A 24,456-nucleotide genomic window follows, 5' to 3' on the forward strand; every position below is an offset into this window, starting at 1 on the left:
CTATTAAACAGCCTATATTCGAGGTTTTAAAAGTTGGCACGCTACCTGCAATGTATAAATCGACCCTTCTTAAGCCGAGGGTCACCTAGCCAACTGACGTTGTTAGTGAACCTTATTCTTGTTCACAAAATATATAAGCCAATTGCGGTTATTGCGATTGGCTATTTTTTTGCCTGCCGTTTGACTAACCGCCCACCTCTCGATACAGACACCCATTCAATCGCATAACAATCAACATTCATAGCCAACTATCGATAGCAGATACCCAACACGCTATGGAAAACGTTTTCTATTTATTTTCATGAAATAAATGGAGAAAATAACCCTATGTTTTACAAGGCATTTAAGATGATAACTGATTCTCAAGCGCCTTTATTGACAAAATTAGCATTGACTATGTGATTTATATCACCATAATGCGCACGTTTGCCTGCAATACGGCGACCGTTAATTTTAATTTTGATCATTTGCGGAGGTAAAAAATGGCTGCTGATAATAACTACAGTCTAGGGCCGGTTCCTACATCGGCTAGGAAAGGAGTCGCTTCACTCACCATGGTAATGCTTGGACTCACTTTCTTCTCTGCAAGTATGTGGACAGGTGGTTCACTCGGGACAGGCCTCTCATTCAATGATTTCTTCCTCGCCGTTCTCATCGGTAACCTAATTCTTGGTATTTACACTTCTTTTCTTGGCTACATCGGCTCATCTACTGGCCTCTCCACTCACCTCCTAGCTCGTTTCTCTTTCGGTACAAAAGGCTCATGGCTTCCTTCTGCTCTACTTGGTGGTACACAAGTAGGTTGGTTTGGCGTCGGCGTAGCAATGTTCGCAATTCCGGTACAGAAAGCCACAGGCATTGATACCAACACTTTGATTATTGTGTCAGGTCTTTTGATGACGGGTACGGTGTACTTCGGTATTAAAGCGCTAATGGTGCTTTCAGCGATTGCTGTTCCAGCGATTGCTATTCTAGGTGGTTACTCAGTGTTGACTGCGGTAGACAGCGTTGGCGGACTAGAACAGCTACAACTGATTGAGCCAGAAACTCCAATGGACTTTTCAATGGCCTTAGCAATGGTTGTAGGTTCATTTGTTAGTGCGGGTACGCTAACGGCCGATTTTGTTCGCTTTGGTAAAAAGCCAGCAAGCGCAGTATTGATTACTATGGTTGCATTCTTCATCGGTAACTCGCTGATGTTTATCTTCGGCGCAGCCGGCGCAGCAGCAACAGGCCAATCAGACATTTCAGATGTGATGATTGCACAAGGACTACTGCTTCCAGCGATCATCGTGCTTGGCTTGAACATCTGGACAACCAATGAAAACGCACTTTATGCATCTGGCCTTGGTTTATCTAACATTACTGGTCGCTCAAGTACTACAATGTCTATCATTAACGGCATCATCGGTACGATTTTCGCGCTTTGGTTGTACAACCACTTCGTAGGTTGGTTAACCTTCCTATCGTTGGCGATTCCACCAATTGGTGGCGTAATCATCGCTGACTTCTTCGCAAACCGTAAACGTTACAAAGATTTTGCAAATGCAGAGTTCCAAACCGTTAATTGGGCTGGCATTATCGCGGTAGCAACAGGCGTAGCCGCTGGTCACTTCCTTCCTGGCGTTGTTCCTTTGAACGCAGTGTTAGGTGGTGCAATCAGTTACCTCGTGCTTAATCCTCTATTGAACAAAAAAGCTCTGAAATCTCAGGCCGCTTAAGGACACACTATGACAACCTTATTAATCAAGAACGCGAAACTTCAAGACCAAGAGGGCTTGAAACAGATTCTGATTGAAAATGGTCAATTTTCTCGCATTCTCGATAATGACGCACAAATCAATCATCAAGGTGACATCCTTGATGCTGAAGGTGGCATTGCCGTTTCTCCTTTCTGTGAACCGCATATCCACCTAGATACGACTCAAACAGCTGGAGAACCTAACTGGAACATCTCTGGCACTTTGTTTGAAGGTATTGAGCGTTGGGCTGAGCGTAAAGAACTGCTATCAATTGAAGACGTAAAATCGCGTGCGAAGCAAACACTGAAATGGCAGATCGCTAACGGTGTTCAACACGTGCGTACTCACGTGGATGTATCTGATCCAACGTTAGTTGCGTTAAGAGCGATGGTTGAAGTTCGTGAAGAGATGAAAGAGTGGGTCGACATTCAGATCGTCGCATTCCCTCAAGAAGGCATTCTTTCATACCCGAACGGCAAAAAGTTGCTTGAAGAAGCAGTGAAGATCGGCGCTGACGTTATCGGTGCTATCCCACACTTTGAGTTCACCCGTGAATACGGTGTTGAATCTCTGCATTACGTGTTCGAACTTGCACGCAAGTACGACTGCCTAATCGACGTTCACTGTGATGAAATCGACGACGAACAGTCTCGCTTTGTTGAAACACTGGCAGCCCTTGCTCATAAATTTGAGATGGGTGAAAAGGTAACAGCAAGCCACACGACTGCGATGGGTTCTTACAACGGTGCTTACGCTTCTCGCTTGTTCCGTCTATTGAAGATGTCTGGTATCAACTTCGTAGCAAACCCGTTAGTGAACATTCACTTACAAGGCCGTTTTGACGATTACCCGAAACGTCGTGGCGTGACTCGTGTGAAAGAGATGCTAGCAGCAAACATCAACGTTTGTTTTGGCCACGATGATGTGTTTGACCCGTGGTACCCACTGGGTACAGCGAACATGCTTCAAGTTCTGCACATGGGACTGCACGTAACACAGGTTATGGGCTACGACCAAATCAACAACTCGCTTGATCTGATCAGCAAAAACTCTGCTCGCACATTGAACATCCAAGACAACTTCGGTATCGAAGAAGGTAAGCCAGGTAGCCTACTGATTCTTCCTGCTGACAATGGCTTTGATGCAGTGCGTCGCCAAGTACCCGTGCAGTATTCAGTGCGCCACGGTAAGGTGATTGCAGAGACTCAGCCAGCGAAAACAAAAATTAACTTAGATCAGACTGAAGATATCAACTTCAAGCGTTAATATCGTCTATACTAATCATGAAAAGGAAGCTTAGGCTTCCTTTTCATTTTGTCACAGCGTGTAATTTTATAAAACTATCAGCTGTTCTAGGTGATTTTTGTTAACAAGCACAACATGACAAAAAAACTCGCTGATTTCTCAATCAATGAGTGTACAACCGGAAAGACTGTGTTAACATGCACTCGCTCTGTTAGCCGGAGTTATTTAAGTTAGATGAATAGTAAAAAATGACATGTAAAATCGTTACCCGTTTTTGTAAGTAGTTTTTCCTTATTTCTTAGCAATATTAAATAATTCAATTATCAGCGCATTGCAGTAATGCAATCAACAATTTAGAAAATTTATGAATAAGGGACAAATTATGTCTAACACAAATACTGGCACTGTAAAATGGTTTAACGAAGAGAAAGGTTTCGGTTTCATTTCTCAAGACAACGGCGGTGCTGACGTATTCGTACACTTCCGTGCAATCGCTTCTGAAGGCTTCAAAACTCTGAAAGAAGGCCAAAAGGTTTCTTTCGAAGTTGAAAACGGTCAAAAAGGCCTACAAGCAGCAAACGTTGTTGCTCAATAATTAGCTTTTAGCTAAAAAGAATTTTAAAGCGCTGATTTTTATCGGCGCTTTTTTGTATCTGCTTATAAATATTTCCACCTCCCTTCTGTATACAAAGCTTCACTCGTTTTACTCTTATCAGCGCAAGTCCTCTAAATCAAAGTTCTCCCAATTCAAGCTATGCCGTCAATTTACTTCGCTACATAAAAAACCACTTTAAGGTCACTGAGTCCACCTTTTGCCAAAAGCTTTGATACAAAATTCAGCCTATGTTCTACGGTGAATAACTAAAAATATGATTAAAGAACAATCTATTAGATTCAATTTATGATTGCGCAATCGATATTCATAATAAAAACGAGTTATTTATCCAATCCTCATCCATTAATCATATAATTTTTAAAGCAAAGACCTGCGAAATCCGCTAACCTTGTCGACAAGTGGCTTGAGTTAGTTTGGTATCTGCAGTAACAATAATGAAAAAAGACGAATTCCAGAAATCCACCGCTAATCTAAAAAAAGCGGTACCTCTTATGATGAAGAACAGGGTGTCCACCACACCTGCAAATTACGCACTTTGGTACACCTATGTCGATAATGCTATCCCGCAGCTAACTAAAGACATGGATGGTGTTTTAGAACACTACGGCATTTGCCCTCCAGCTGTTGGTGAACAGCTTTACAACAATTATGTTGCGAGTAAATCCGAAACCAATATCAACGACCTTCGCGCTAATTTGGAGTTGTTAGTTTCTGAAGTTTCTAACTCGATGAACGACACACTGACCGACACCTCTGCTTTTTCAGAAATGATAGATAAAAGCTTCGAAGATTTAGCTCGTGTTGATAATGAAAGTTTATCGATCGACGAAGTCATGTCTTTGGTTCGTCAGCTAGTTTCTGAGTCTCGTCATATTCGTCACTCTACTCAGTTTCTAAACTCTCAGCTGAACTCTGCTACATCAGAAATTACCAAGCTTAAAACCCAGTTGGTGGAAGTTCAGAAAGATGCGCTCTTTGACAGCACAACGACACTCTATAACCGTCGCTCTTTTGACCGTGATATAGAAACCTTGTGTGAAGCGAAACAATCTCTATGTTTGATCCTTCTTGATATCGATCACTTTAAAAACTTCAACGACACCTATGGCCACTTGTTTGGCGATATGGTTCTTAAAGGGATTGCTCGCAAGCTGAAGCTAAGTTGTCGAGAAGGTATTTCTGCCTATCGATTTGGCGGTGAAGAGTTCGCACTCATTGTACCTAATAAGTCTTTACGTATTGCTCGCCAACTCGCGGATACTAATAGACGCTCTCTAGAGAAGCTGTCGATTAAAGACCGTCGCAGTGGTGAACAAGTCGGTAGTATCACCGCATCGTTTGGTGTCGCTGAACTTGAACCCGGAGAGTCAGCGCAATCGCTGATCGAAAGAGCCGATAAGCTGCTTTACGAAGCAAAATCACTGGGGCGTAACCGAGTAATGCCTTTGTAAGACACACCATCACTGCTCGTATCGACATATTAGTCGGCTCGTATTGAAACTAGAAAGCCCCAAAGACATTATCTTCGGGGCTTTTTCTTTAGCTGTATAAATTGATTTAGCTACCTAGGGTTCACCGTTAGATCTGGAAGCAGTAATTCAGGCAGTAATCTTCACCACTCTTTGCTCTGAACTCTTTATCTTCGCTGCATGCCTTTGGTTTGCCCTTTGCATCACCTTGAATCAAACTGATCCAGTGGCGCATCGCTGCAATGGTCTCTTCTCGCATTGTGGTTGTTGCTTCCATTGGTGATTGGCCAAACGTGGTGCATGACTCCAACTGAATATCATCGATTTCTACCAGTTCAATACAACCTGTCCCTTTATGGCAACCAAACATCACCTCTAGGTGGCTTCCACTACCATCTCTGAACAAGATAGAGTCTGGGTCATTCTTCTCACCCATGTACGCTACAAACTGTTTAGGATGCTTTAGACCGCTGTGCTGACCATCTTTAAAGTAAGCCATGATATGACGGTAATCTACTACATAGCTGGTTACGTCTTGATGTGAGCCATTCTCTAGTGGGAATAGTCGATCAAGCAGCTGCTTTGCTTTCACTTGCTTTTCAGTTTGCTGGTTTGCACTGATTGTCTCCACGGCAAAGACAGCTTCAGCGATAAATGGCTTTGATTGTTTTTGGATTTCTGTTTTATCGAATGTAAGCATATTCATAGTCTTTCCCTCTTGACCAGTCCGGTGATAACCACCGATTTCTACAGCAAAAATGTGTCCTAGAGCAATTATTCCAAACTAACGTTTAATTTATTTGTCATTTTGTGAATTGCTTAGTTTGTAGATTAGCGCTTTTTTACATACAATTTCACAACAAAAATTTTACAATGTGAATTTTACAAATATGGCCTTGTCAAAAAGTTTAGTTCGTCAGTCACACTTCCTAGGTACTAAAATACGTAACCTAAGAAAACGTAACCATTTAACGATGGAAGATCTGTCTGCGCGTTGTATTAGAATCAACCCAGAATACGCACCTTCCGTTTCTTACCTTTCAATGATTGAACGCGGAAAGCGGGTTCCAAGCATCGATATGCTGGAAGTGATTGCGCAGGTCTTTCAGAAGAACCCAACCTGGTTCCTCGACGATGAATCTGAACAACAAGCCATTGCCCCTGATAAAGGGAATCGTGGTGGGATAAGTGGCATGGCACTCGAGCCTAGCTTTCTTTTCTCCAACGACATCCTGCAAATTGCGATTCCTGAGATGCTGTCACAAACGGGGATTTCAGGCCGTCAGTTTGCACACCTCTTGATTAGGGCACACCAAGAGAGCAACCAGAACCACTTCCCTGACCTTGAACGCGCTGCAGAGGAAGTTGGCCTAAAACGTCTCAACCTCAGCGTAGAAGACCTTATAGACATCGCTAGAACCCTTGGAATCAACATCCGTTGGGTAACGCGAACGCCGCAAGACGTAGTTGATGAGCTCGGTATTAATGCCAAGCAACTGGTTACATCATTCTTTGAGCCTCCGGGTACAATCTTCTTAAACGAGATTCTTAAAGAATACCCAACTCGCCTGAAATACGACCTCTCGGTTTATATTGGCCATTGCATTTTGCATAGCAAAGAAGGATTAAAGAGTGTGTTGTCGGTCGGTAACAACAATACATGGGATGACAATCAAGTCTCAGGCTCTTCCCAGCTCAACTCTCAAGACATTCTTCAAGCATGGCGTGACTTTGAATCCAGCTTCTTTGCTGGCGCTCTGTTATGCCCGAAAGTCCCGTTCAGACAGCTGCTCGACCGTACTGGTTACGAAATCGACGTTCACCAAAGAGCAGGGGTTTCCCCCTCTGTTGCGATGCGTCGAATGACGGTAGTATCGCCCTACCCTCACTGGCACTATTTTGATGCTTATGGGCCGGGGAAACTCAAGGCGGTGTACCGCGGGAACGGGATTCCATTGCCTTGGGGAAATATGAGAACAGTCGCTGACCCATGTCAACATTGGGCTGTGTTCCGTCGATTATCTGAACCCCGAGCGGGTAGCTCTGCTCAAATCTCCATTTTAAATGTGGGTGATGAGCCAAGAATCTACTGTTGTGAATCCATCAATATGACGGATCCTGCGGGTAACAATCGCGTTTTGTGTGCTGGTATAGATCTCAATCCAGCGATTGATGCTCAAGGTGGTAATTCGAGAGAAATAGCAGAGCAACTTAAGGCGTCATGCGTCAACAATGGCGGCTCTGTAGCAATACCGCGTAACATCAAGAAAGATCTCACGACAATAGCCAAGATTCTAAATATAAATTGGATTGAACGTGGGATAGAGACAGAGGCGAGGCTTATCTGCTCCAGAGGTGGAGAATGCCCACGCCAACCAAGCTGTTATTCTAAGTGTGGTGGGTAAAAAGTAATAACAAAAATAGAACCTAAAATTCAGGCAAAAAAAAACCAATCACAAAAGGGTGATTGGTCATATATTTTGTGTGAACAATAAAGGTTCACTAACAACGTCAGTTGGCTAGGTGACCCTCGGCTTAAGAAGGGTCACCGTTACTAATGCAGCATGCGTGCCAACTTTTAAAATACGTATTTACTACGCATCTGGACACGTATTAGCCTTAAATTCTTGTTTGTTTTGCAAACTGGAATTGCAAATTGCAAGAATCCACAAAAATGCTAGTGATTATGTTGTTATTAATAAATTATTAAAGATTCATTACCCTTCCCAAAATTGCCGTATTTCCCATAGGTTCAATCACTTTAAACAGCGATTAACCTCTCCTAGGTTATTCAACATAAACGGTTACTAAACATAAACAACGCCCATAAAAAAACGCGAACATTGAAATTCAATATTCGCGCTTATTTGAGTTAGATAGTCACTAATTAACGAGAACTCTCCTAAAAAACATTCTCGTCATTGGACCTCTATAGTCTATCTAGAGACTCTATTTCTGAGGAGCTGGCTTAGAGCGGCTTCTCGATGGTGAAGGTTTGTTGCCCGCCGGCTTATTTGACGACTTGCTTGGACCATAGCTACCGCCGTAGCCGGACTTCTTAGGCTTGCCTGCAGGTTTACCCGCGTTGTTTGACTTACCAGTACCGTTAGATTTACCCGCACCGCTTGGTTTGCTCAGCGTGTTCTGAGAACCCGCGTTATTTGCAGCAGGTTTATTGCCCGCATTGCCGCGTTTAAAGTTACTGCCATTGTTTCTTACTGATTTATCTTCACCAGTCGCGGTTGAATTGTTTTCAGTTGGCTTCTTTCCAGACGTTGGCTTACGCTTTGGCGCAGACCCTGTACCCGGTACGTGACGCTTATTCTTACCTGCTGGCTTGTGACCACGAGCGTTGTCACCAGAACGTTGACCGTCTGCGTGTTCACGTGGTTGTTTCGCTTTCTTCGGCTTCTTAGGCTTGATTGGACGTGTATCCAAACGAGACTCAGGCAGCTTGTTTACTGGCGAGAAGCCTTCAAGCTCACGACGCTCTAGCACTTGTTGAATAAGACGTTCAATACCGAACAGCTCACCCACTTCATCAGCACAAACCAATGAAATCGCTTTGCCTACTTCACCAGCACGGCCAGTACGACCAATACGGTGTACATAGTCTTCTGATACATGTGGAAGATCGAAGTTAACCACTTGAGGCAGTTGTGGGATATCGATACCACGTGCTGCGATGTCTGTCGCTACAAGTACTCGAACCTTACCCGTTTTGAAATTCTCTAGGGCTTTGGTACGTGCGCCTTGGCTCTTATTACCGTGAATAGGCGCCGCTGTGATGTCTTGCTCTTCAAGGAAACGAGCAAGCTTATTTGCACCGTGTTTTGTTTTACTGAACACCAGCACTTGTCGCCAATCATTATCTTTGATCAGCTTCGCTAGCATTGCGCTCTTTTTCTTTTTATCTACTGGGTAGATGCTTTGCTCAACGGTTTTAGCCGTAGAGTTTGCAGGACTTACCGAGATCTCTACTGGGTTATTCACCAAGCCTTTTGCCAAGCTACGGATATCGTCAGAGAAGGTTGCAGAGAACAATAGGTTCTGACGCTTCTTAGGTAAGAAAGCCAAGATCTTACGGATGTCACGGATGAAACCCATGTCTAGCATGCGGTCCGCTTCATCTAACACTAGGATTTCTAGTTGGTCAAAACGCACGGCATTTTGGTTATATAGGTCAAGTAGACGACCCGGCGTCGCCACCAACACATCACTACCTTTACGCAGTTTTTGCATCTGAGGGTTAATCTTCACACCACCAAACACAACCGTAGAAGTAAGTGGTAAGTTAATACCGTACTTCACTACGCTGCCATTTACTTGCGCAGCAAGCTCACGAGTTGGCGTTAACACGAGCGCACGAACTTGGTTCTGACGTACGCGAGAGCCTTTTGATAACATTTCAAGAATAGGTAGCGTGAAGCCTGCAGTTTTACCTGTACCTGTTTGAGCAGCGGCCATAACATCTTTGCCCGTTAGGACAGCTGGTACGGCTTTCTCTTGTATTGGTGATGGCTTATCGTAACCTTGTGCTTCAATAGCTTTAAGGATAGGTTCAGAAAGGCCAAGGGAGGTAAAACTCATAGATTATTTTCTCAGTTGAATAACATTTAGTATGAGCAACGCGTTAAAAAGTGCGTTGCTTCAGCTTTTGCTCGCTAAATACATTGATATGGAGCAAAGCGCGGTATTCTGAGGCTTTTCCCCACATTCAGCAACTAAATTCTAATCGCAGCTCAAATTCAACCTAGATAACTTGTCGCTTCTGTTCGTACATTTTTTCATCCGCCGCTTTCAAGAGCGCATCGACATCATTGTAGTTGTTATTATGAATAACCCAACCAACACTAATTCGAAGATAAATAGAGTGCGCCTCGTAAACAACTGGTGCCGCGCATATCGTCTTTCGTAGTTTAGTGACGATCGAAGATACGTGTTGATCATCGATTATGCGTGGCAATAAAACTAAGAACTCATCACCGCCTATCCTTGCGACGATATCTGAAACTCGTAGTTCACTCCTAATTCGGTTTGCACACTCGATCAATACCTGATCGCCAGCTGCATGACCATAAGTGTCATTGATCGCTTTAAACCCATCGAGGTCGATATTTACAACGGCAAACGTTCTCGCTCGCTGTTTTTGAGTAGTTTTAAAGGCCTGCTTGAGGCTATACATAAAGTATCGACGATTCGGTAACATCGTTAGCTCATCATGCATTGAGCGGCTATCTGCAATGCGGTACAGACGATAGATAGTAAAGAAGGCAAACGCCAGCACTAACATTATTGAGTAGCCCACCAGCCTTACCGCTTGGATTCGGTACCAAGGCTCATCCATCAATACATGTTCGTTTCCGGAGAGAGCAAGATACCAACCACCGTATGGGAAGCTTACCTGTTCGGTGGCAAACGCATTATCGAACACATTCTGAGTGCCATAAAAGATAGCGCCATCTTTACCTGAACTGTTTGCGCCGCGAATCGCGAGTTGGTACTTGTTCTCGATCTTCCCGATTCCGACATCTTCAAACAGTTCATCTAAGCCAATAGCAGCACTGGATACACCCCAGTAATCTTGATTGAAAGGCGGGTCTCGAAAGATCGGGGTGCGCGTAATGAGGGCTTGCCCACCTTGAAACAATTCAAAAGGACCAGCAATAAAGGTGTTGCCAAGGTTACGGGCTATCTCAACGGACTCCCATTGGTCTGGATAATCACGATAATTAATACCGAGAATCTGCTCATTGCCTTCCATAGGGTAAACGAAGTTTAGAATGTCGTCTTTGGCGAGCCCAATAAGTCGAATATGGAAACCATCTTTAATAATATTTTCAGCAATCTTATCCCAATTTTTTACCTCACCATCAGGATTGATGGTCACTAAGGTAGAGAAATTATTGAGGATATACATATCTGACACGATCGCGGCTTCGATCCGAGAACGAATGATGGATAATCGTTTTTTTCCCTCAGAATACGATTCATTCTTAAGAAAAGTTAATTGCTTGGCGTGAAAGAACTCAATCGCGCTTACTATCGCAAGGAAAAAAAGAAAAGATACTACTTTGGCAGACCACTGCTTGCTAGAACCACTTGGCATTTACGAACCTCTAACACTATTGTTCTATATACTGCCTTATAACGGCTCATTTCTGGCTTATAGGTCCAGTATGCCGCTAAGTCATTAAAAATCCATACTAACGTCGACTATGTATCAAATATTGTGCCATTCATCACTTCAGGCTTGTGAGCTAAACTCATTGTTTAATCAAAAAGGGTTAGTGAACCTTATAAAGCTTACATTGTATTGACTCAAGGCTTACATTAAAGGATTCATCAATGTTATTTTACATAGACTAACAATCAGCTTGGTACCTCACAACATGAAGCTAAAAACTCTCACACTGTGCACATTGCTATCTGCCTCAGTTGCGGTTGCCGTTCACGCACAAGATACGCTCAACATACAAGAGAATAAGCAAGCAACAAGCGTACCGAATGGTCAATCCCAAGCCGATTCGCTCAATTCTCAAGAACAATCTTTCAAGCAATCTGCTGACCTCATTCGCACCACCTACGAAAACCAGCTTTACACTCTGCCAGCATTCAAAGAAGGCCACTACGGGCTGCGCATGTATCGCCAGACATTAGATGATAAGTATTCGGCTGCAGTGTGGAGTGACATGGCGCGAGTGGCAAGCAAGCTCAGCACCCTGTCGAATGACGTTCAAACCATGGAACAAATCGTACTCTACTCAGAAAAGCGCGTTGCATCTTATGTTGGCGATAACGATGAGCGCAGTGTTCGACGCTACAACATCACCAAGCACATGCCTGAATACCTGTACCTTGGCGTTGACCTTCTTGGCTCTATGGCGCGCGCCAATGAGTACGGTTTAGAGCACAAAAACGATGCCAAGCTGCGTGAAATCATTCGTCGCTATGACTTCTCACGATACGTGACCAATCAAGACATGGTGAAAGCATGGGCGGCTCAATTAGCGAATCAGGTTTACTGGCTGCGCCAGCTGGGTGAACAGGATGTCGTTGATGAGTTCGTCGCTACCTTCAAGAAAGCATATCCAGACGACAAAGACAAAAAGCTTTCGAGCCAGCAATTTGGCAACAAGATCTATGGTATGACACACGTGATCTTTGGCGATTCCGAATACTATCAGCATCGAGTAAGCGAACAAGATCATCAATGGATCTACGATTACTTCAGAGAAAATATCGATACGATTCTGCTTCGAGCGAAAGAGGATGTGATTGCCGAGGTTGGATTAACCTTCTTATTGGCAGGTTTAGAAGATGATCCAGTAGTAGAGAAAACTCGACTCGCGATTCAAGCCTCAATCGATGAGAAACAGGGCATGATCCCTTCAATTACTGGCGATTTTGACCTGGAGTATGGTGAGCACCGCAACGTGTTAGCCATCATGCTACTCGATTGGCAGCAAGTAAATGAAGCGCCGACTTATGAAGGCAACCCTAAGGTGTTTACTAACGTCCCTTACGGACTCGTTAAAAACCAACCGCTGAAGAACTAGCAACATACCTAGCCGAGGTTGGTCTTAGAACCCAAAAAGCCGCATACCTTTCGAGGCCTGCGGCTTTTTTAATTCTTACCATACCATCATTTCGCTCTGGCTTAAGTTTGAGTTCAGAGGCAGACTTTGTTCATCACTATAGTAAAATCCCCTTCTGCGTAACCTTCTATTAAAGAGACATCCTCACAAAGTGATTTACAGAAGCGATATACGCCCTGAGGGTGATAACTCATCAAGGTATTACGTGAAGGATATTGGCTTGAGTTGAGAAGATTAAAAATCACCGTCTGATTCGCCAATTCATACATGCGAGTAATCATGTTTGTCAGGTAGTCGGAATCACGAGAGGTATAATTCAGTGAACCACTAGCGATAACAATGTCGTGGGCCTCAAGGTTCATTTTGCTCATATCACCAGACAAAAACCGACAACGATCTTCTGTGTAGTTTTGCTTCGCCTTCTTTAGAAAGCCTGCGTGTTGGTCAACACCGGTGTAAGATTGAATGCGGTAGATGCAGTCGAGCAATTCAAACAACTCGCCATAACCACAGCCCAAATCTAAAACGCTCTTCTTATCAAAGTCAGCCGCACGAGCGATCACTTCAAAGCGACACAATTGGCTCTCTTCGCTAGTCCAACCTAAAGCTTTAGCCTTGTCGCCATTCGAGCGGTTAGTCTGTTTCCGATGATAGCGATACACCTTCCAACGATCGAGCCAGTGCATTCAAATCTGCCCCACTTCAATGAACATCAGCACACCTTAATGAGATTAAGCTTTAGAACTTGAAGAAAAGAGTCCACCGATTTTATAACCAATCGCATAACAAACCACGGCAATAGTCACAAACACCAATGCTGAGAAGAAGTATGCCACCGATGCCGCTACGCCTGTGCCCCACACGACGCTGAACACCAAACCGAGATAAGCCTCTTGCGGCCACTGAGAAATAGGAAACTGAGTACCACCAGCAATAAGATAAACCATCGCAAACAAGCCGATAAAGGCGGTGATAAGACCAATGAGAACGCGCATGTTCATGGGAAGACCTTTGAATAATTGGACTTGGTTGCTTTTGTTCTGGTCAAAACCGAATGTTCTCAGCTGAAACCGAACGTTATTAATCGCAACCTAATGATATTCAAGTATATCGGATAAAACAGGCTTGCTCTATTACTCTTCCGAGTGAGCGTAAAACGATATAGAAGTAATAAGATAAGTCGTTAAGTCCGAATGAACTTAACGAGCAGGCATAAAAAACGGACACCCTTCTTACATAAACTTCGTAAGTAAGGTGCCCGCTTTTAGTGAATCTAGCTGTTTTTGCTAAACCTAGCTTAAAGAAGGATGAAGATACCCGCTAAACATGCACTCATTAGGTTTGCTAGCGTACCAGCAGCTACCGCTTTCAAACCTAGGTTAGCAACTTCAGCGCGACGCTCTGGCGCCATGACACCGATTGAACCTAACTGAATCGCGATAGAACCAATGTTAGCAAAGCCACACAGAGCAAAAGTCACGATTACTTGGCTGTGTTCAGATAGCAGAGCTTTGTTCTCAACGAAGTCAATGAAAGCAACAAATTCGTTCATAACGATCTTCTGACCGATGTAAGAACCCGCCATCAACACTTCATCACTTGGGATACCGATTAGCCATGCAAGAGGCGAGAACAGGTAACCGAAGATAGCTTGCAGTGTAATACCCGCAAAACCGAACGTTTCACCTAGGCTTTCTAGGCCAGTGTTGACCATCGCAATCACACTCACGAAGGCAATCAACATAGTACCAACCGCTACCGCAACCTTCATACCGTTCATCGCGCCACTTGCCAATGCATCAATCACGTTGCTTTGGTCAGCTTTATCGAGCTCGATGTGGTCGTAGTCACTCGGTGTGCTGCGCTCAGGAACAATGATCTTCGCCATTAACAGGCTACCCGGAGCCGCCATAAAGCTTGCTGCGATAAGGTATTTAAGCTCAACGCCAAGGCCCGCATAACCACCAAGTACACTACCCGCTACCGACGCCATACCGCCTGCCATTACAGCAAACAGTTCCGAACGAGTCATAGACTTTAAAAAAGGACGAATAAGAAGAGGAGACTCACCCTGAGAAAGGAAGATATTACCTGTAGCAACTAGAGATTCAGCTTTACTTGTACCCAGTAGTTTTTGCACCGCTCCGCCCAAGATTTGAATCACTTTTTGCATGACGCCTAAGTAATAAAGCGCAGAAATCAAAGCACTGAAGAAGATAATGATTGGAAGTACGCGAACCGCGAAAATGAAGCCTTCAGTAGCAAGGTCACCGAAAAGGAAAGCAATACCAGCGTCTGCAAAACCAAGCAGGCTAGAAACACCATTACTTAGGCTTGTTAGCGCCAATTGTCCCCATGGGAAATACAATACCAAGGCCGCAAAGCCGATTTGAAGTAATAGAGCACGAGAGACCGTTTTCCAGTTAATCGAAGAACGACTTTCAGATAGCAGGTACGCGCAAGCAATCAGTGCAAGAACACCGACAAAACCAAATAGAATATTCATAATGTGTCCTAGTAATCCTTAAAGAGTGAACATGAGCCAAGCAAATGACATCAAAGGAACAGGACAAAGAACCGCAAGCAAAACGCTACGCGATGAAGGAGCTAACAGGGTTAGCGAATGTAACAACGAGTTGTTCATGTAAAAAATCACCTTATACAAGCAGTGGAACGTAGCTGGTCCGGTCCGTGGGGTCATTCACATATCCATGTGACGGCTTGTATTGGCTAAGCACCGGCTTAAAACCGGAAAAGAAGTATAAACAGTTAAGTGAGACTTTCATCACATTTTTTTAACGCAAACGATCGCGCGGTTATAAAACACACAAAATCGAACTATTTACCGTGATAATTCACTTTAGCAGCAAGAAATAAGAGAAATAAAAACGCGATTAAAACAAAAAGCCACACGATGTGGCTTTTTCAAAATATGTTAGAAAGTAGGAATGGCTAGTTTAGTAGAGCACTTTTCACTTCAGCATCTCGGAATATCTCTTCAAAGCGCTGTTTGTAGATCAGTTGCATCTCATTGATGATTGCACCGCCATCAGGCACATCATTCTCCCCTTGGAAGTTTTTACTGAGTAGCTTCTTGCCAGCTTCATCATAAATAATCACGTTAACGTTGTACCAAGAGTTGTCCGTAAATGCGTGGAAGTCATACTTCCATTCATTCAAAACGAACATCATCGATTTGTTATCGAACGCTTTCATCTGCTCAGCAACCTTGGTGATATCCTCCTCAGGTGTTGTCTCAATGGACTCGACCGCTACTTGCTGTTTCTTCAAGCCAGCTACCAATCTATCAGTCAAAAATTGAGACATTGGCTGCTGTGTCGCCGTGTTGTAGGTATAAGGAATACCTAACGAACTGCGAATAATTCCCTCAAATTTTGGCTCTTTATCATGATCGAGAACGTATGGTCTCTTATCGATTACAGCGACGGTCAACGCTTTTTCCTGTGGAACTTCATTGAGTTGAGGCGCACTTTGTTCTGCTGTTAATACCGTTGCGCAACCAGAAAGCCCTAACGATACTGCAGCGAGCAGTAAACTGACGAGTTTTTTCATAGATTTACCTATCTTATTGTTTTGAATAGGCTGTTCTAACAAAAATCGACTTAATGAGTAAACATTCATCAAATCAATATTTTACATAATTGTTATTTATATAAATTCGCTCACACATCGGGTTAAATTTATTGAGTCATCAGCCAATAACAGGGGCTTGTAACGGAACGTTATGAAATGAACAGATTATGTTCAAGCTATCAAGCAAAAGCACAAGGACATCGGCGCGTACTATGTTCTAGCACCAAAAATTGCGATGCCTCATGCTCGTCCTGAAGATGGTGTGAACGAAGCATCACTGCAAGTGACAGTATTCAAGAAGGGTGTTGATTTAGAGTCGGAAGACAACGGTGACGTTTATCTTTCAATTACTCTGGCGGCAATGGACTCAGACAGCCACATCCACACGATTATGGCGCTATCAGAGTTGTTCCAAAATGATGATGACATTGATGCCATTATCGCAGCGGAAACTGAGCAAGCGATCATCGAGATCTTAAAGCGCTACTAATCTCGCTCTAACGATCCTGATATTGATCTGATAAGCCCCCCATTAAAAAAGCGATAGCCTCGGCTATCGCTTTTCTGTTTTTGGTATTAAGTCATTTTTCATCGAGCGTGATTTAGGAAGTCACGCATCTAAAAGACTCACTGGCGCTAAAACGCGTACATTCTTTTATCTGTCGATAATTCAAAACAGTATTGCGCATGTTTTTTAAGACACTCAAACACTTCTCTATCCAGCTTAAAGTTATCAACGTGGTCCGTCAAAATAGCCATCGTCTGTTCTAGCGTCATGCCTGCGCGATAAGGGCGAGATTGAGTTAATGCCTGGAACACATCCACCACAGCAACAATTCTACTCGGTTGATCCAACTCTTCAGCCGTTTTGCCCATAGGGTAGCCCGAACCATCTAACCTTTCATGGTGATTAGATGCCCACTGACAAACCTGAGGTGAACTGAACAACTCCTGCAATGCAAATCGAGTATCCGTAGCATGGCGCTTAATACAGCAATACTCTTCTTCAGTAAGTAAATCCGGCTTATGCAGAATATCGTTAGGGGTTTGCAGTTTACCGATATCATGAACCAAACCTGCTAAATAGAGTTTGCGCTGAGTGGTGTAGGAATAACCCAGTTGTTTGGCGAGGTATTCTGAAAGCTGCCCAACTTTCAAAGAGTGCTTAAAGGTAAACGAGCTCTTGGTATCCACAACATTGGCAATAAATTCGGCAAAGGCCACCGTCTCGTCCAGCGACATTTGTTGAGAGAAGAATGGCACAGGTTCAAAGTTATCCCTCATGTTTTCAATGTAAGGGATCTCCATCGAGAACCAAAAATCATCCAAATCAACCAACTCACACATGTGTTGCACAAGGTTGGTTTCGAACATCTCATCCGCTTGTTCTGTTAAACATTCAATGATGCTCGCTTTGCCATCGGGTGTGAGATTTCCATAACGATCTGAAGAGGTAATGCCATACAAGTAGTCAACCCTATCGGCAAGCATCACGATAGCAGCTAGCTCTTTTTCTAACTCACTGATATGAATAGTCTTTAAGTCAGTCCAAGGGGTATGATGATAAAGCACCGGCTTAGCGAATATAGAAAGAACCGGGCACTCTTTTAGAATTTGGTACCCCTTTTGACAATGGTGGTAACTCGAGTCAGGAATGAACCCTGAAACCAAACTACGCTGCTCGTCAATTTGCGATACTCCGCAGTCGTGAATTAACCCCAATGAGAACGCAAGTTGTGCTTGCTCTTCTTCCCACCCCACACTCAGAGCACACCGATACGCGATGTAACCCACCCTCTGTCCATGATTTTTGCTTTCGAAACCGACGTTATCAAGCGCCTTAGCAATACCGAATAGAGCCTTCCTTAGGTCTACGGTCACGTCCTGGCAATGTTGATTCATTATTTAAGCCTAGCATTTTTATAGTTTTTATATATTTAGGCTGCCAATACTAATGCATAGCTAATGATTATATACACAACTATTGTAAGGTTTAATGAGTTTCGTGATAGATCTAACGTATCACGAAAACTCCGTGCTACAAGTGGTTGCATATTAAAAATCATGCGACATTATATCCTGCCGACTAAGATCCAGTAAATCAGCAGCCCTAAGAAAAGGAAAGACATGTTTAAAACAGTTATTGATGACGAACTATCCATCGCATTGGTTGAAGAGAGCTTCGCTTCTCACTACGCGGAAATCTCACAAAGCCAGAATGAGTACCTGAGCCAATGGCTCGTGTGGCCGCCACATTGTAAAACCGAGCAAGACTTTAGGATCTTCATCCAACGCTCGCTGCACGATTATGCAGAGGGCCAAAGCATGACCTGTGCGATTGTATATAAAGATAATATCGTCGGTAACTGTAGCTTCAACACCATTGACCACAATAAGCAGAAAGTCACGATAGGCTATTGGCTGTCTGAAACGTATCAAGGAAAGGGGATTGTTACCCGCGTGGTCGCAAAGCTGATTGATATTGCTTTCAATGAGTTAGATATGGAAAAGGTCGAGATATCAGCCGCAACGGGCAACCAAAGCAGTCGCAAGGTTTGTGAACGCTTACATTTCACCTTAGAAGGCATCATCACGCGCAATGAGAACTTAAATGGTCGCATCGTTGACCATGCTATTTACGGCCTTCACCGTTGTTAGCATTACGTCCCAAGCGCTCACCTCTTGGTAAATGAGCATACTAAAAAGCCACGGTATTCGACCGTGGCTTTGTTGTCTCCGAAACTAGACCTAGAACCGAGACCTAGAGCTTAGGGAACTCTCAAAGCGCCCAGTTATAAGGTCTTAGGAATCACAATACTGAACTTTGCTCCACCATGGCTACTGTCATCAATTTTGATGTCCCAAGAGAGCTTTTTAGCGGCCGATAGAGCAATCGCAAGACCCAACCCCAATCCTCCCGTTGCCGATGTACGACTTGAATCTAAACGAGAAAAAGGAAGAAACACTTCATCGCGTCGCTCTGCTGGGATTCCAGAACCATTATCTTCAATCACCACCAGCCAGTTTTCTGAGTTCTCATCCAGTGTCATCCACACTTTGTCTTGTGTGTAGTTGCCTGCGTTCTTAAGAATGTTATCAAACACCAAGCGCGCCATCGAGCAGTCACATTTTATCGTGCTTTCTTGCTGAACTTTAGAATCGAAGGTCACGTTATCCAACTGAGAATAGCGAATCCTATCTAGACAATACTCAAGCAGGCTAGCTCTCACTTTTACCAGTTCAAAGAAGGAGTTATCCATAACGTTCAGTTTCGACAGCATGATAATTTCGGATGTAAGGTCGTTGATATCCTCAATGTAAGTATCAATGTCATCGAAAAGAACTTGATGATTATCTGGTGCTCCCCTTCTTAGGATATCGGTTGCCAATTGAATACGACTCAACGGCGTACGCACTTCATGTGGGATAGCTTGAGCGAAGATATGACTTTGTTTTACTTTGCTTTCAATCTCTTCAGCCATGAAGTTAAAGCTGCTCGCCAAATCAGACACAGGGTGAATTTCGTCCAATTCAGAGCGAGTACTGAGCTTTCCTTTACCAAACTGTTTCTGCTTCTCGACTAACTGCTCTATTCTTTCTTGAAAACGCCTCACAGGTAAGTAAACACTTGCTCCAATCGCCACAATCACAGCCAGTAACAGCCCTAACAAAAAGTGACGTTCTGAATCCTCATACCATTCAATGTCTGGCGAGAAGAAATCTCCTACCTCACTGAATGCAAAGCTAAATCGAGAATTAGGCAACTGAAAAACGGCTGAATAGAGATTGTTGTCACTCAGATAAATCGGCACGCCATTCAATGTGGTGTATAACTCACATCGTTGGCAAGGCGCTTCGCCCGACCAATTTTCCAACAGGCGTAAATTGAAGATATAAAATTGTTGGTAGCCTATTCTATCGAGTTCTTTATAGAGTGAGTTTTCTTGATTGTGTTGGCGAGTGTACTGCTCAGCAAAGTAGATACCGTCGTTGAGGAAGGTTTCAATCTCGGTTCTTCGCATGTGCCCTTCACCAAGGTTCCAAAACAAAAATATCGTTGCCGACATTCCCGTCACAATCCCAAGGTACAAACGAGCAAACATTGAAACCGAGCGAAGTTTCGCAGTAATGAACTTACGCAACCAGCATGTACCCCTTGTTGCGAACCGTGCGGATCAGCTGTTTGTCTTTCGCATGAATGCGCAGCTTGCGGCGTAAACCAGAAACGCGCATGTCAATCGAACGATCGTTAAACGCGTAATCGATCCCTCGAAATAGCTGACAGCACTGATCTCGCGTCACTACCTGACAGATATTATTCACAAGGAGGTTTAAGATTTCAAACTCAGCAGAGGTAAGCTTGAGGTTTTGTCCATACAAGGTGGCACTTTGAGCCGCACTGTTGATGACAATATCGCACTGCTTCTCAGCCGCAGTTTCTGGCGCTTTTGCAGCAGGCGCAGCTCTACGCAATAACGCTTCAATTCGGGCTAATAAAGCATGGCCACGAATCGGCTTGGCAACATAATCATCCGCACCAAACTTGAATAAGCTGACCTCACTCATTTCATCGGCAGAAGCTGTTAGCACTAAGATCATGCCATTGTAAAACTCACGAGCCTGACGGCAGATCTGTGCGCCGCTCATGCCTGGGAGCATCAAGTCCAACAGCACTAAATCAGGTTCAATACTTCGGATCGCTTCAAGTGCCAAATTCCCTTCATGAACAACGCTAACACTGTAGCCTTCAGCTTCGAGGTAAAGCGTAGTTAAACGAGCAATCTCTTGGTCATCTTCAACAATGAGCACTTTGGTTTTTGACATTCCTATCACCAGTATTTATTAAAAGCGAGGGCAGTATATATACTGGTCATATATCATCAATATTGTTATTAGAGCCTTAACTTTACCGTACGCAAAACATAGTAATCACTTTTGTACATGCACGTTTACAAAATACGGAATTTAGCAACCACTGAGCCTTTCTTTACAAAGGCTGTAGCATAAAGGCTATAGCAGATGAGGGAAGAGTTGACGTGTTTTATGCGCTTATCGCTCACTTACATTTGCTTTATTTTCTTACGCGCACTTACATTTAAGGCGTTTACAAATTCCGATCAAATCAACTATCCGCACACTCAGCTCATATCAGTGAATAACACTATAAAATAACAACGAATCAGTCTAATAAACCTATAGCTCGAGTCTTAAATCAAAAGAAATCGATTACTTATTTAATAAGCCAGTGTTTTCCATTATTGAGCACGCGACAGATCCTGTTAAGCGATAAGTTCCTAACGTAATATTCACTCAACTAATGAATTAACTCATTATTAGACAATTACCACTTGGACACTGGGCCCTCTTTAAGATGAATAAATCGCTTTCACTGTTACTTACAACCACTGCTTTAGTTTCAACACCGCTTATTGCTGACACCAATAAACATGACACAGTGAACAAGATTCAAGAACAAGTCAGTGCTTGGATAGACATTCAGGTGACACCACAAAACAGCATTATTCAGAAGATGGTTTTTAACTGTGAATTCTACAGCGCAACGCCTTCAATCAAGTCGCCAGAAGGCAACGAGAGCAGCAGTGGTTCATACCTATTTTACTCGCACAACGGTGTATTGGGTACGGTGACAGAACCTTACACAACCCAACCATTGCCAGAGTTAACCATGTGCCTTAAGGAAAACTTCGTGGTCACTAACCAAGATGAAGCTCAGCTGTTGTTCGAAGCCATCGAAACCGTCTATCCAAATTATTCGATATTCGATAAGGACTTCCCTAAAGAGATCACAAAGCAACCAAATGGATGGCAGTTGATTGATGGTGAGATATTTGATGACAAAAAAGGCTATGTCATAGAGACCACGCCGCTAGGTAAAGTGACGAAAATCATCCGCTCACTGAACCTGTAAAAGTTGAAATTAAAAATAAAGACAAACAGCCTACTGACGGCATGAGTTCAGTGGGCTTCGTTCAACCCAAATATCCGTGTGCCGAGTTCAATATGATGACAAGTTATCAGCCTTTCGAGTATCTCCAGTGTCCTATTTGGATATATGACATTGATAATAAGAGAATAACTTGGGCAAACAGCAGTGCCCTACCTCTCTGGGAGTCTGAATCTCTGTTTGAGCTGACGTCACGTGATTTCAGCGTCGAGATGTCTAAGGCAATAGAAGCAACGCTCGAAGAATACCAAAGGCAATTTCTACGCAACGAAAGCATCAAGACATGGTGGAACTTCACTCCCAACTACATTTCGAAGCGTGCATTGTGTCTGTTTTCTGGGATCCCACTACCAGACGGCCGAACCGGCATGTTGGTACAAGTCGTCGCGGAAGAAGGTAGTCTAAAGCACGATCTCGCTTGCTCGGATGGTTCAAACCTCTCTCTTCTATTTGATAGATCGGGAGCGGTAGTGAGTGCTAACTCTGCATTTTCCCAGAACTATGGCATGCCGTTTTCCACCCTCTCCGACTTTGTTTCAAGTGAAGAAATTGCAGCCCACTGGTTGTTCTCGGCACGTAAAGGGCGAGAAATTTTAGAAGAAGTCAGCTGCCATATTGGTGATAAGGCCCACCACTTTGATGTGCAAGGAAAATGGCTATTTGATAAGAGTGAACTGCTGTTAAATCTGACTTGTACCACCAAACAGAAAGAGAAGCTGATCAAGGCCAGATACAATGCAGAGCACGACTGTTTAACCGAACTATACAATCGCCGTGGAATCACTAACCTCTTAGAAACCAGTATTGCCTATCGCTCTCCCTTTGAGCTAATCTTCGTTGATCTTGATGGCTTCAAACTGGTCAATGACACCTACGGACACAGTGTGGGTGACCAACTACTCAAACAAGTAGGTGAACGTCTCAAGCAGCTCGTTGACGAAACCTGCATGATTGGTCGATTCGGTGGTGACGAATTCATAGTGATCGCCCACACCTGCCGAAATCAAAACATCCCGCTGCTTTGCACCCGAATTATTGATGCCTTGAACCGAAGCTTCCACATAACCGGCATTGGCACTCTCTCTATCGGTTGTAGCATTGGTACTGCACATTTCCCTGATAACGCCATGGATCAGGAGTCATTGCTTAAACAAGCGGGGATGGCGATGCACATTGCTAAAGCCAATGGTCGAAACCGATTCCAAACCTTCACTCCAGACTTGGCACAAACGCTTCACCGAAAAGTAGAAATTCGCCATCGATTGACTCAAGCCCTAGAAAACGAAGACCTCAATCTGCATTATCAACCGATCATGAATACCAACAGTAACAAGGTTAAGGGCTTTGAAGCGCTACTTCGATGGTCAGACAAAGAGCTAGGTAACATTGGCCCTGATGAATTCATCACCTTGGCGGAAGATACTGGGCAGATAGTGCCACTCGGAAAGTGGGTTCTCAATTCAGCACTTAAACAGCTATCAATATGGCATCGGGAGTTTGATGGCGAGCTAATGATGAGCATCAACATCTCGAGTATTCAGATGCACGCAACCTTTGCCGAGCAGCTATTAGCAATGCTGAACTTCTACAATATCCAACCTCAAAACATCGCACTTGAGATCACTGAGTCTTCGATGATTTTCAAACACGGTGAAGTAAGACAAGCATTAAGCGACATCTCCAAATTAGGCGTTGAACTCCACCTTGATGATTTTGGCACTGGCTACTCTTCCCTCTCTATGCTGCACGACTTACCGATTAGCACCGTAAAGCTTGATAAAAGCTTTGTTCACGGCTCACACAAAGGAAGCAAAGCGATTGTCCAAGCGACCCACGCAATTTGCGACAAGTTGGGGCTCAAAGTGGTGGCTGAAGGCGTCGAGACCGAAACACAAAAAGACTTTTTAATCGACTGTGGATACCAATACCTTCAAGGGTATTTGTTTAGCAAACCAATCCCGTCAAACGAAGTCGAAAGCCAATTTTTATTCGTTCGATAAGTCGGTTAATAAAGTTAACTTTATCAACAAGTTAGAACTTTGAATGATTAATAAACAAGGTAACAGCACCAATGTGAACGCTTACGTATGCTTACATAGCGTTCAACAGTAAGGAATGAAGATTAAACTGTTGTTTATATAGAGAATTCCTTATAAATCAACCCAATAAAACACCAAACCACTATACCTACTAACTGTAATGACTTTGGTATTTAGATTACTCTCAT

General features: G+C 43.6%; 19 protein-coding genes and 1 pseudogene. 10 read left to right on the plus strand and 10 right to left on the minus strand.

All coding sequences use genetic code 11. From position 1 onward, the window contains the following. Window positions 1-482 precede the first annotated feature (482 nt). The 4 genes from codB (at window position 483) to CWO13_RS17280 (ending at window position 5,054) form a co-directional block, all read left to right on the plus strand. The gene (gene codB / locus CWO13_RS17265; RefSeq protein ID WP_102432673.1) at window positions 483-1,721 is read left to right on the plus strand and encodes a cytosine permease; all 1,239 of its coding nucleotides are present in this window, start codon (window positions 483-485) and stop codon (window positions 1,719-1,721) included. 9 nt (window positions 1,722-1,730) lie between these two features. Then, window positions 1,731-3,008 carry a cytosine deaminase gene (locus tag CWO13_RS17270; RefSeq protein WP_102432672.1) on the plus strand — a complete coding sequence of 426 codons (1,278 nt, stop codon included), beginning with the start codon at window positions 1,731-1,733 and terminating at the stop codon, window positions 3,006-3,008. A 361-nt stretch (window positions 3,009-3,369) separates the two neighbouring features. Next, window positions 3,370-3,582 (plus strand): transcription antiterminator/RNA stability regulator CspE, encoded by a 213-nt coding sequence (gene cspE, locus CWO13_RS17275; protein ID WP_004730009.1) that lies wholly within the window; start codon window positions 3,370-3,372, stop codon window positions 3,580-3,582. A gap of 455 nt (window positions 3,583-4,037) precedes the next feature. Then, a complete protein-coding gene (locus tag CWO13_RS17280; RefSeq protein WP_048659046.1) occupies window positions 4,038-5,054 on the plus strand; it encodes a GGDEF domain-containing protein in 1,017 nt (338 codons plus the stop codon). A 127-nt stretch (window positions 5,055-5,181) separates the two neighbouring features. On the opposite strand, the gene CWO13_RS17285 is transcribed toward CWO13_RS17280, so the two are convergent. Beyond that, entirely contained in the window at window positions 5,182-5,778 is a 597-nt protein-coding gene (locus CWO13_RS17285; protein ID WP_048608941.1) for a malate synthase, read from the minus strand. 169 nt (window positions 5,779-5,947) lie between these two features. On the opposite strand from CWO13_RS17285, the gene CWO13_RS17290 reads away from it, so the two are divergent. After that, window positions 5,948-7,477 (plus strand): DUF3612 domain-containing protein, encoded by a 1,530-nt coding sequence (locus CWO13_RS17290; protein ID WP_080967367.1) that lies wholly within the window; start codon window positions 5,948-5,950, stop codon window positions 7,475-7,477. Window positions 7,478-8,021: 544 nt separating this feature from the next. On the opposite strand, the gene CWO13_RS17295 is transcribed toward CWO13_RS17290, so the two are convergent. Further along, window positions 8,022-9,662 (minus strand): DEAD/DEAH box helicase, encoded by a 1,641-nt coding sequence (locus CWO13_RS17295; protein ID WP_048659043.1) that lies wholly within the window; start codon window positions 9,660-9,662, stop codon window positions 8,022-8,024. Window positions 9,663-9,825: 163 nt separating this feature from the next. Beyond that, window positions 9,826-11,181 (minus strand): diguanylate cyclase domain-containing protein, encoded by a 1,356-nt coding sequence (locus tag CWO13_RS17300; RefSeq protein ID WP_102432670.1) that lies wholly within the window; start codon window positions 11,179-11,181, stop codon window positions 9,826-9,828. A 283-nt stretch (window positions 11,182-11,464) separates the two neighbouring features. On the opposite strand from CWO13_RS17300, the gene CWO13_RS17305 reads away from it, so the two are divergent. Further along, window positions 11,465-12,631: a DUF3541 domain-containing protein gene (locus CWO13_RS17305; protein WP_108083283.1), complete on the plus strand. Its 1,167-nt coding sequence runs from the start codon at window positions 11,465-11,467 to the stop codon at window positions 12,629-12,631. Window positions 12,632-12,744: 113 nt separating this feature from the next. On the opposite strand, the gene CWO13_RS17310 is transcribed toward CWO13_RS17305, so the two are convergent. The 4 genes from CWO13_RS17310 to CWO13_RS17325 form a co-directional block, all read right to left on the minus strand. Then, a complete protein-coding gene (locus CWO13_RS17310) occupies window positions 12,745-13,356 on the minus strand; it encodes a class I SAM-dependent methyltransferase (RefSeq protein ID WP_102432668.1) in 612 nt (203 codons plus the stop codon). 45 nt (window positions 13,357-13,401) lie between these two features. Further along, a complete protein-coding gene (locus CWO13_RS17315) occupies window positions 13,402-13,671 on the minus strand; it encodes a hypothetical protein (RefSeq protein WP_102432667.1) in 270 nt (89 codons plus the stop codon). A 296-nt stretch (window positions 13,672-13,967) separates the two neighbouring features. After that, a complete protein-coding gene (locus CWO13_RS17320; protein ID WP_102432666.1) occupies window positions 13,968-15,176 on the minus strand; it encodes a NupC/NupG family nucleoside CNT transporter in 1,209 nt (402 codons plus the stop codon). Between the two features lie 446 nt (window positions 15,177-15,622). Next, the gene (locus CWO13_RS17325) at window positions 15,623-16,243 is read right to left on the minus strand and encodes a hypothetical protein (protein WP_102432665.1); all 621 of its coding nucleotides are present in this window, start codon (window positions 16,241-16,243) and stop codon (window positions 15,623-15,625) included. 187 nt (window positions 16,244-16,430) lie between these two features. Between CWO13_RS17325 and CWO13_RS17330 the strand changes: the two are divergent. Continuing rightward, window positions 16,431-16,754: pseudogene (locus CWO13_RS17330) on the plus strand (PTS sugar transporter subunit IIA); the annotation flags it as partial. A 146-nt stretch (window positions 16,755-16,900) separates the two neighbouring features. Here CWO13_RS17330 and CWO13_RS17335 read toward each other — a convergent pair. After that, a complete protein-coding gene (locus tag CWO13_RS17335) occupies window positions 16,901-18,166 on the minus strand; it encodes an HD-GYP domain-containing protein (protein WP_102432664.1) in 1,266 nt (421 codons plus the stop codon). Window positions 18,167-18,391: 225 nt separating this feature from the next. On the opposite strand from CWO13_RS17335, the gene CWO13_RS17340 reads away from it, so the two are divergent. Continuing rightward, on the plus strand, window positions 18,392-18,922 hold the full coding sequence (locus tag CWO13_RS17340) for a GNAT family N-acetyltransferase (RefSeq protein ID WP_102432663.1): 531 nt from the start codon (window positions 18,392-18,394) through the stop codon (window positions 18,920-18,922). 134 nt (window positions 18,923-19,056) lie between these two features. Here the strand turns inward: CWO13_RS17340 and CWO13_RS17345 are convergent, their stop codons facing one another. Beyond that, window positions 19,057-20,406, minus strand: coding sequence for a sensor histidine kinase (locus tag CWO13_RS17345; RefSeq protein WP_102432662.1), 1,350 nt, complete (start codon window positions 20,404-20,406; stop codon window positions 19,057-19,059). Then, complete coding sequence (locus CWO13_RS17350; protein ID WP_102432661.1) at window positions 20,399-21,088, minus strand: response regulator transcription factor; 690 nt, start codon at window positions 21,086-21,088, stop codon at window positions 20,399-20,401. The genes CWO13_RS17345 and CWO13_RS17350 overlap by 8 nt, the downstream gene beginning before the upstream one ends. Before the next feature lie 547 nt (window positions 21,089-21,635). On the opposite strand from CWO13_RS17350, the gene CWO13_RS17355 reads away from it, so the two are divergent. After that, a complete protein-coding gene (locus CWO13_RS17355) occupies window positions 21,636-22,193 on the plus strand; it encodes a hypothetical protein (protein ID WP_102432660.1) in 558 nt (185 codons plus the stop codon). 41 nt (window positions 22,194-22,234) lie between these two features. Continuing rightward, on the plus strand, window positions 22,235-24,229 hold the full coding sequence (locus CWO13_RS17360) for a putative bifunctional diguanylate cyclase/phosphodiesterase (RefSeq protein ID WP_102432659.1): 1,995 nt from the start codon (window positions 22,235-22,237) through the stop codon (window positions 24,227-24,229). The last annotated feature ends 227 nt before the right edge of the window (window positions 24,230-24,456 follow it).

It is taken from the genome of Vibrio sp. ZF 223 (genome assembly GCF_003050585.1).
Classification (GTDB): domain Bacteria; phylum Pseudomonadota; class Gammaproteobacteria; order Enterobacterales; family Vibrionaceae; genus Vibrio; species Vibrio crassostreae.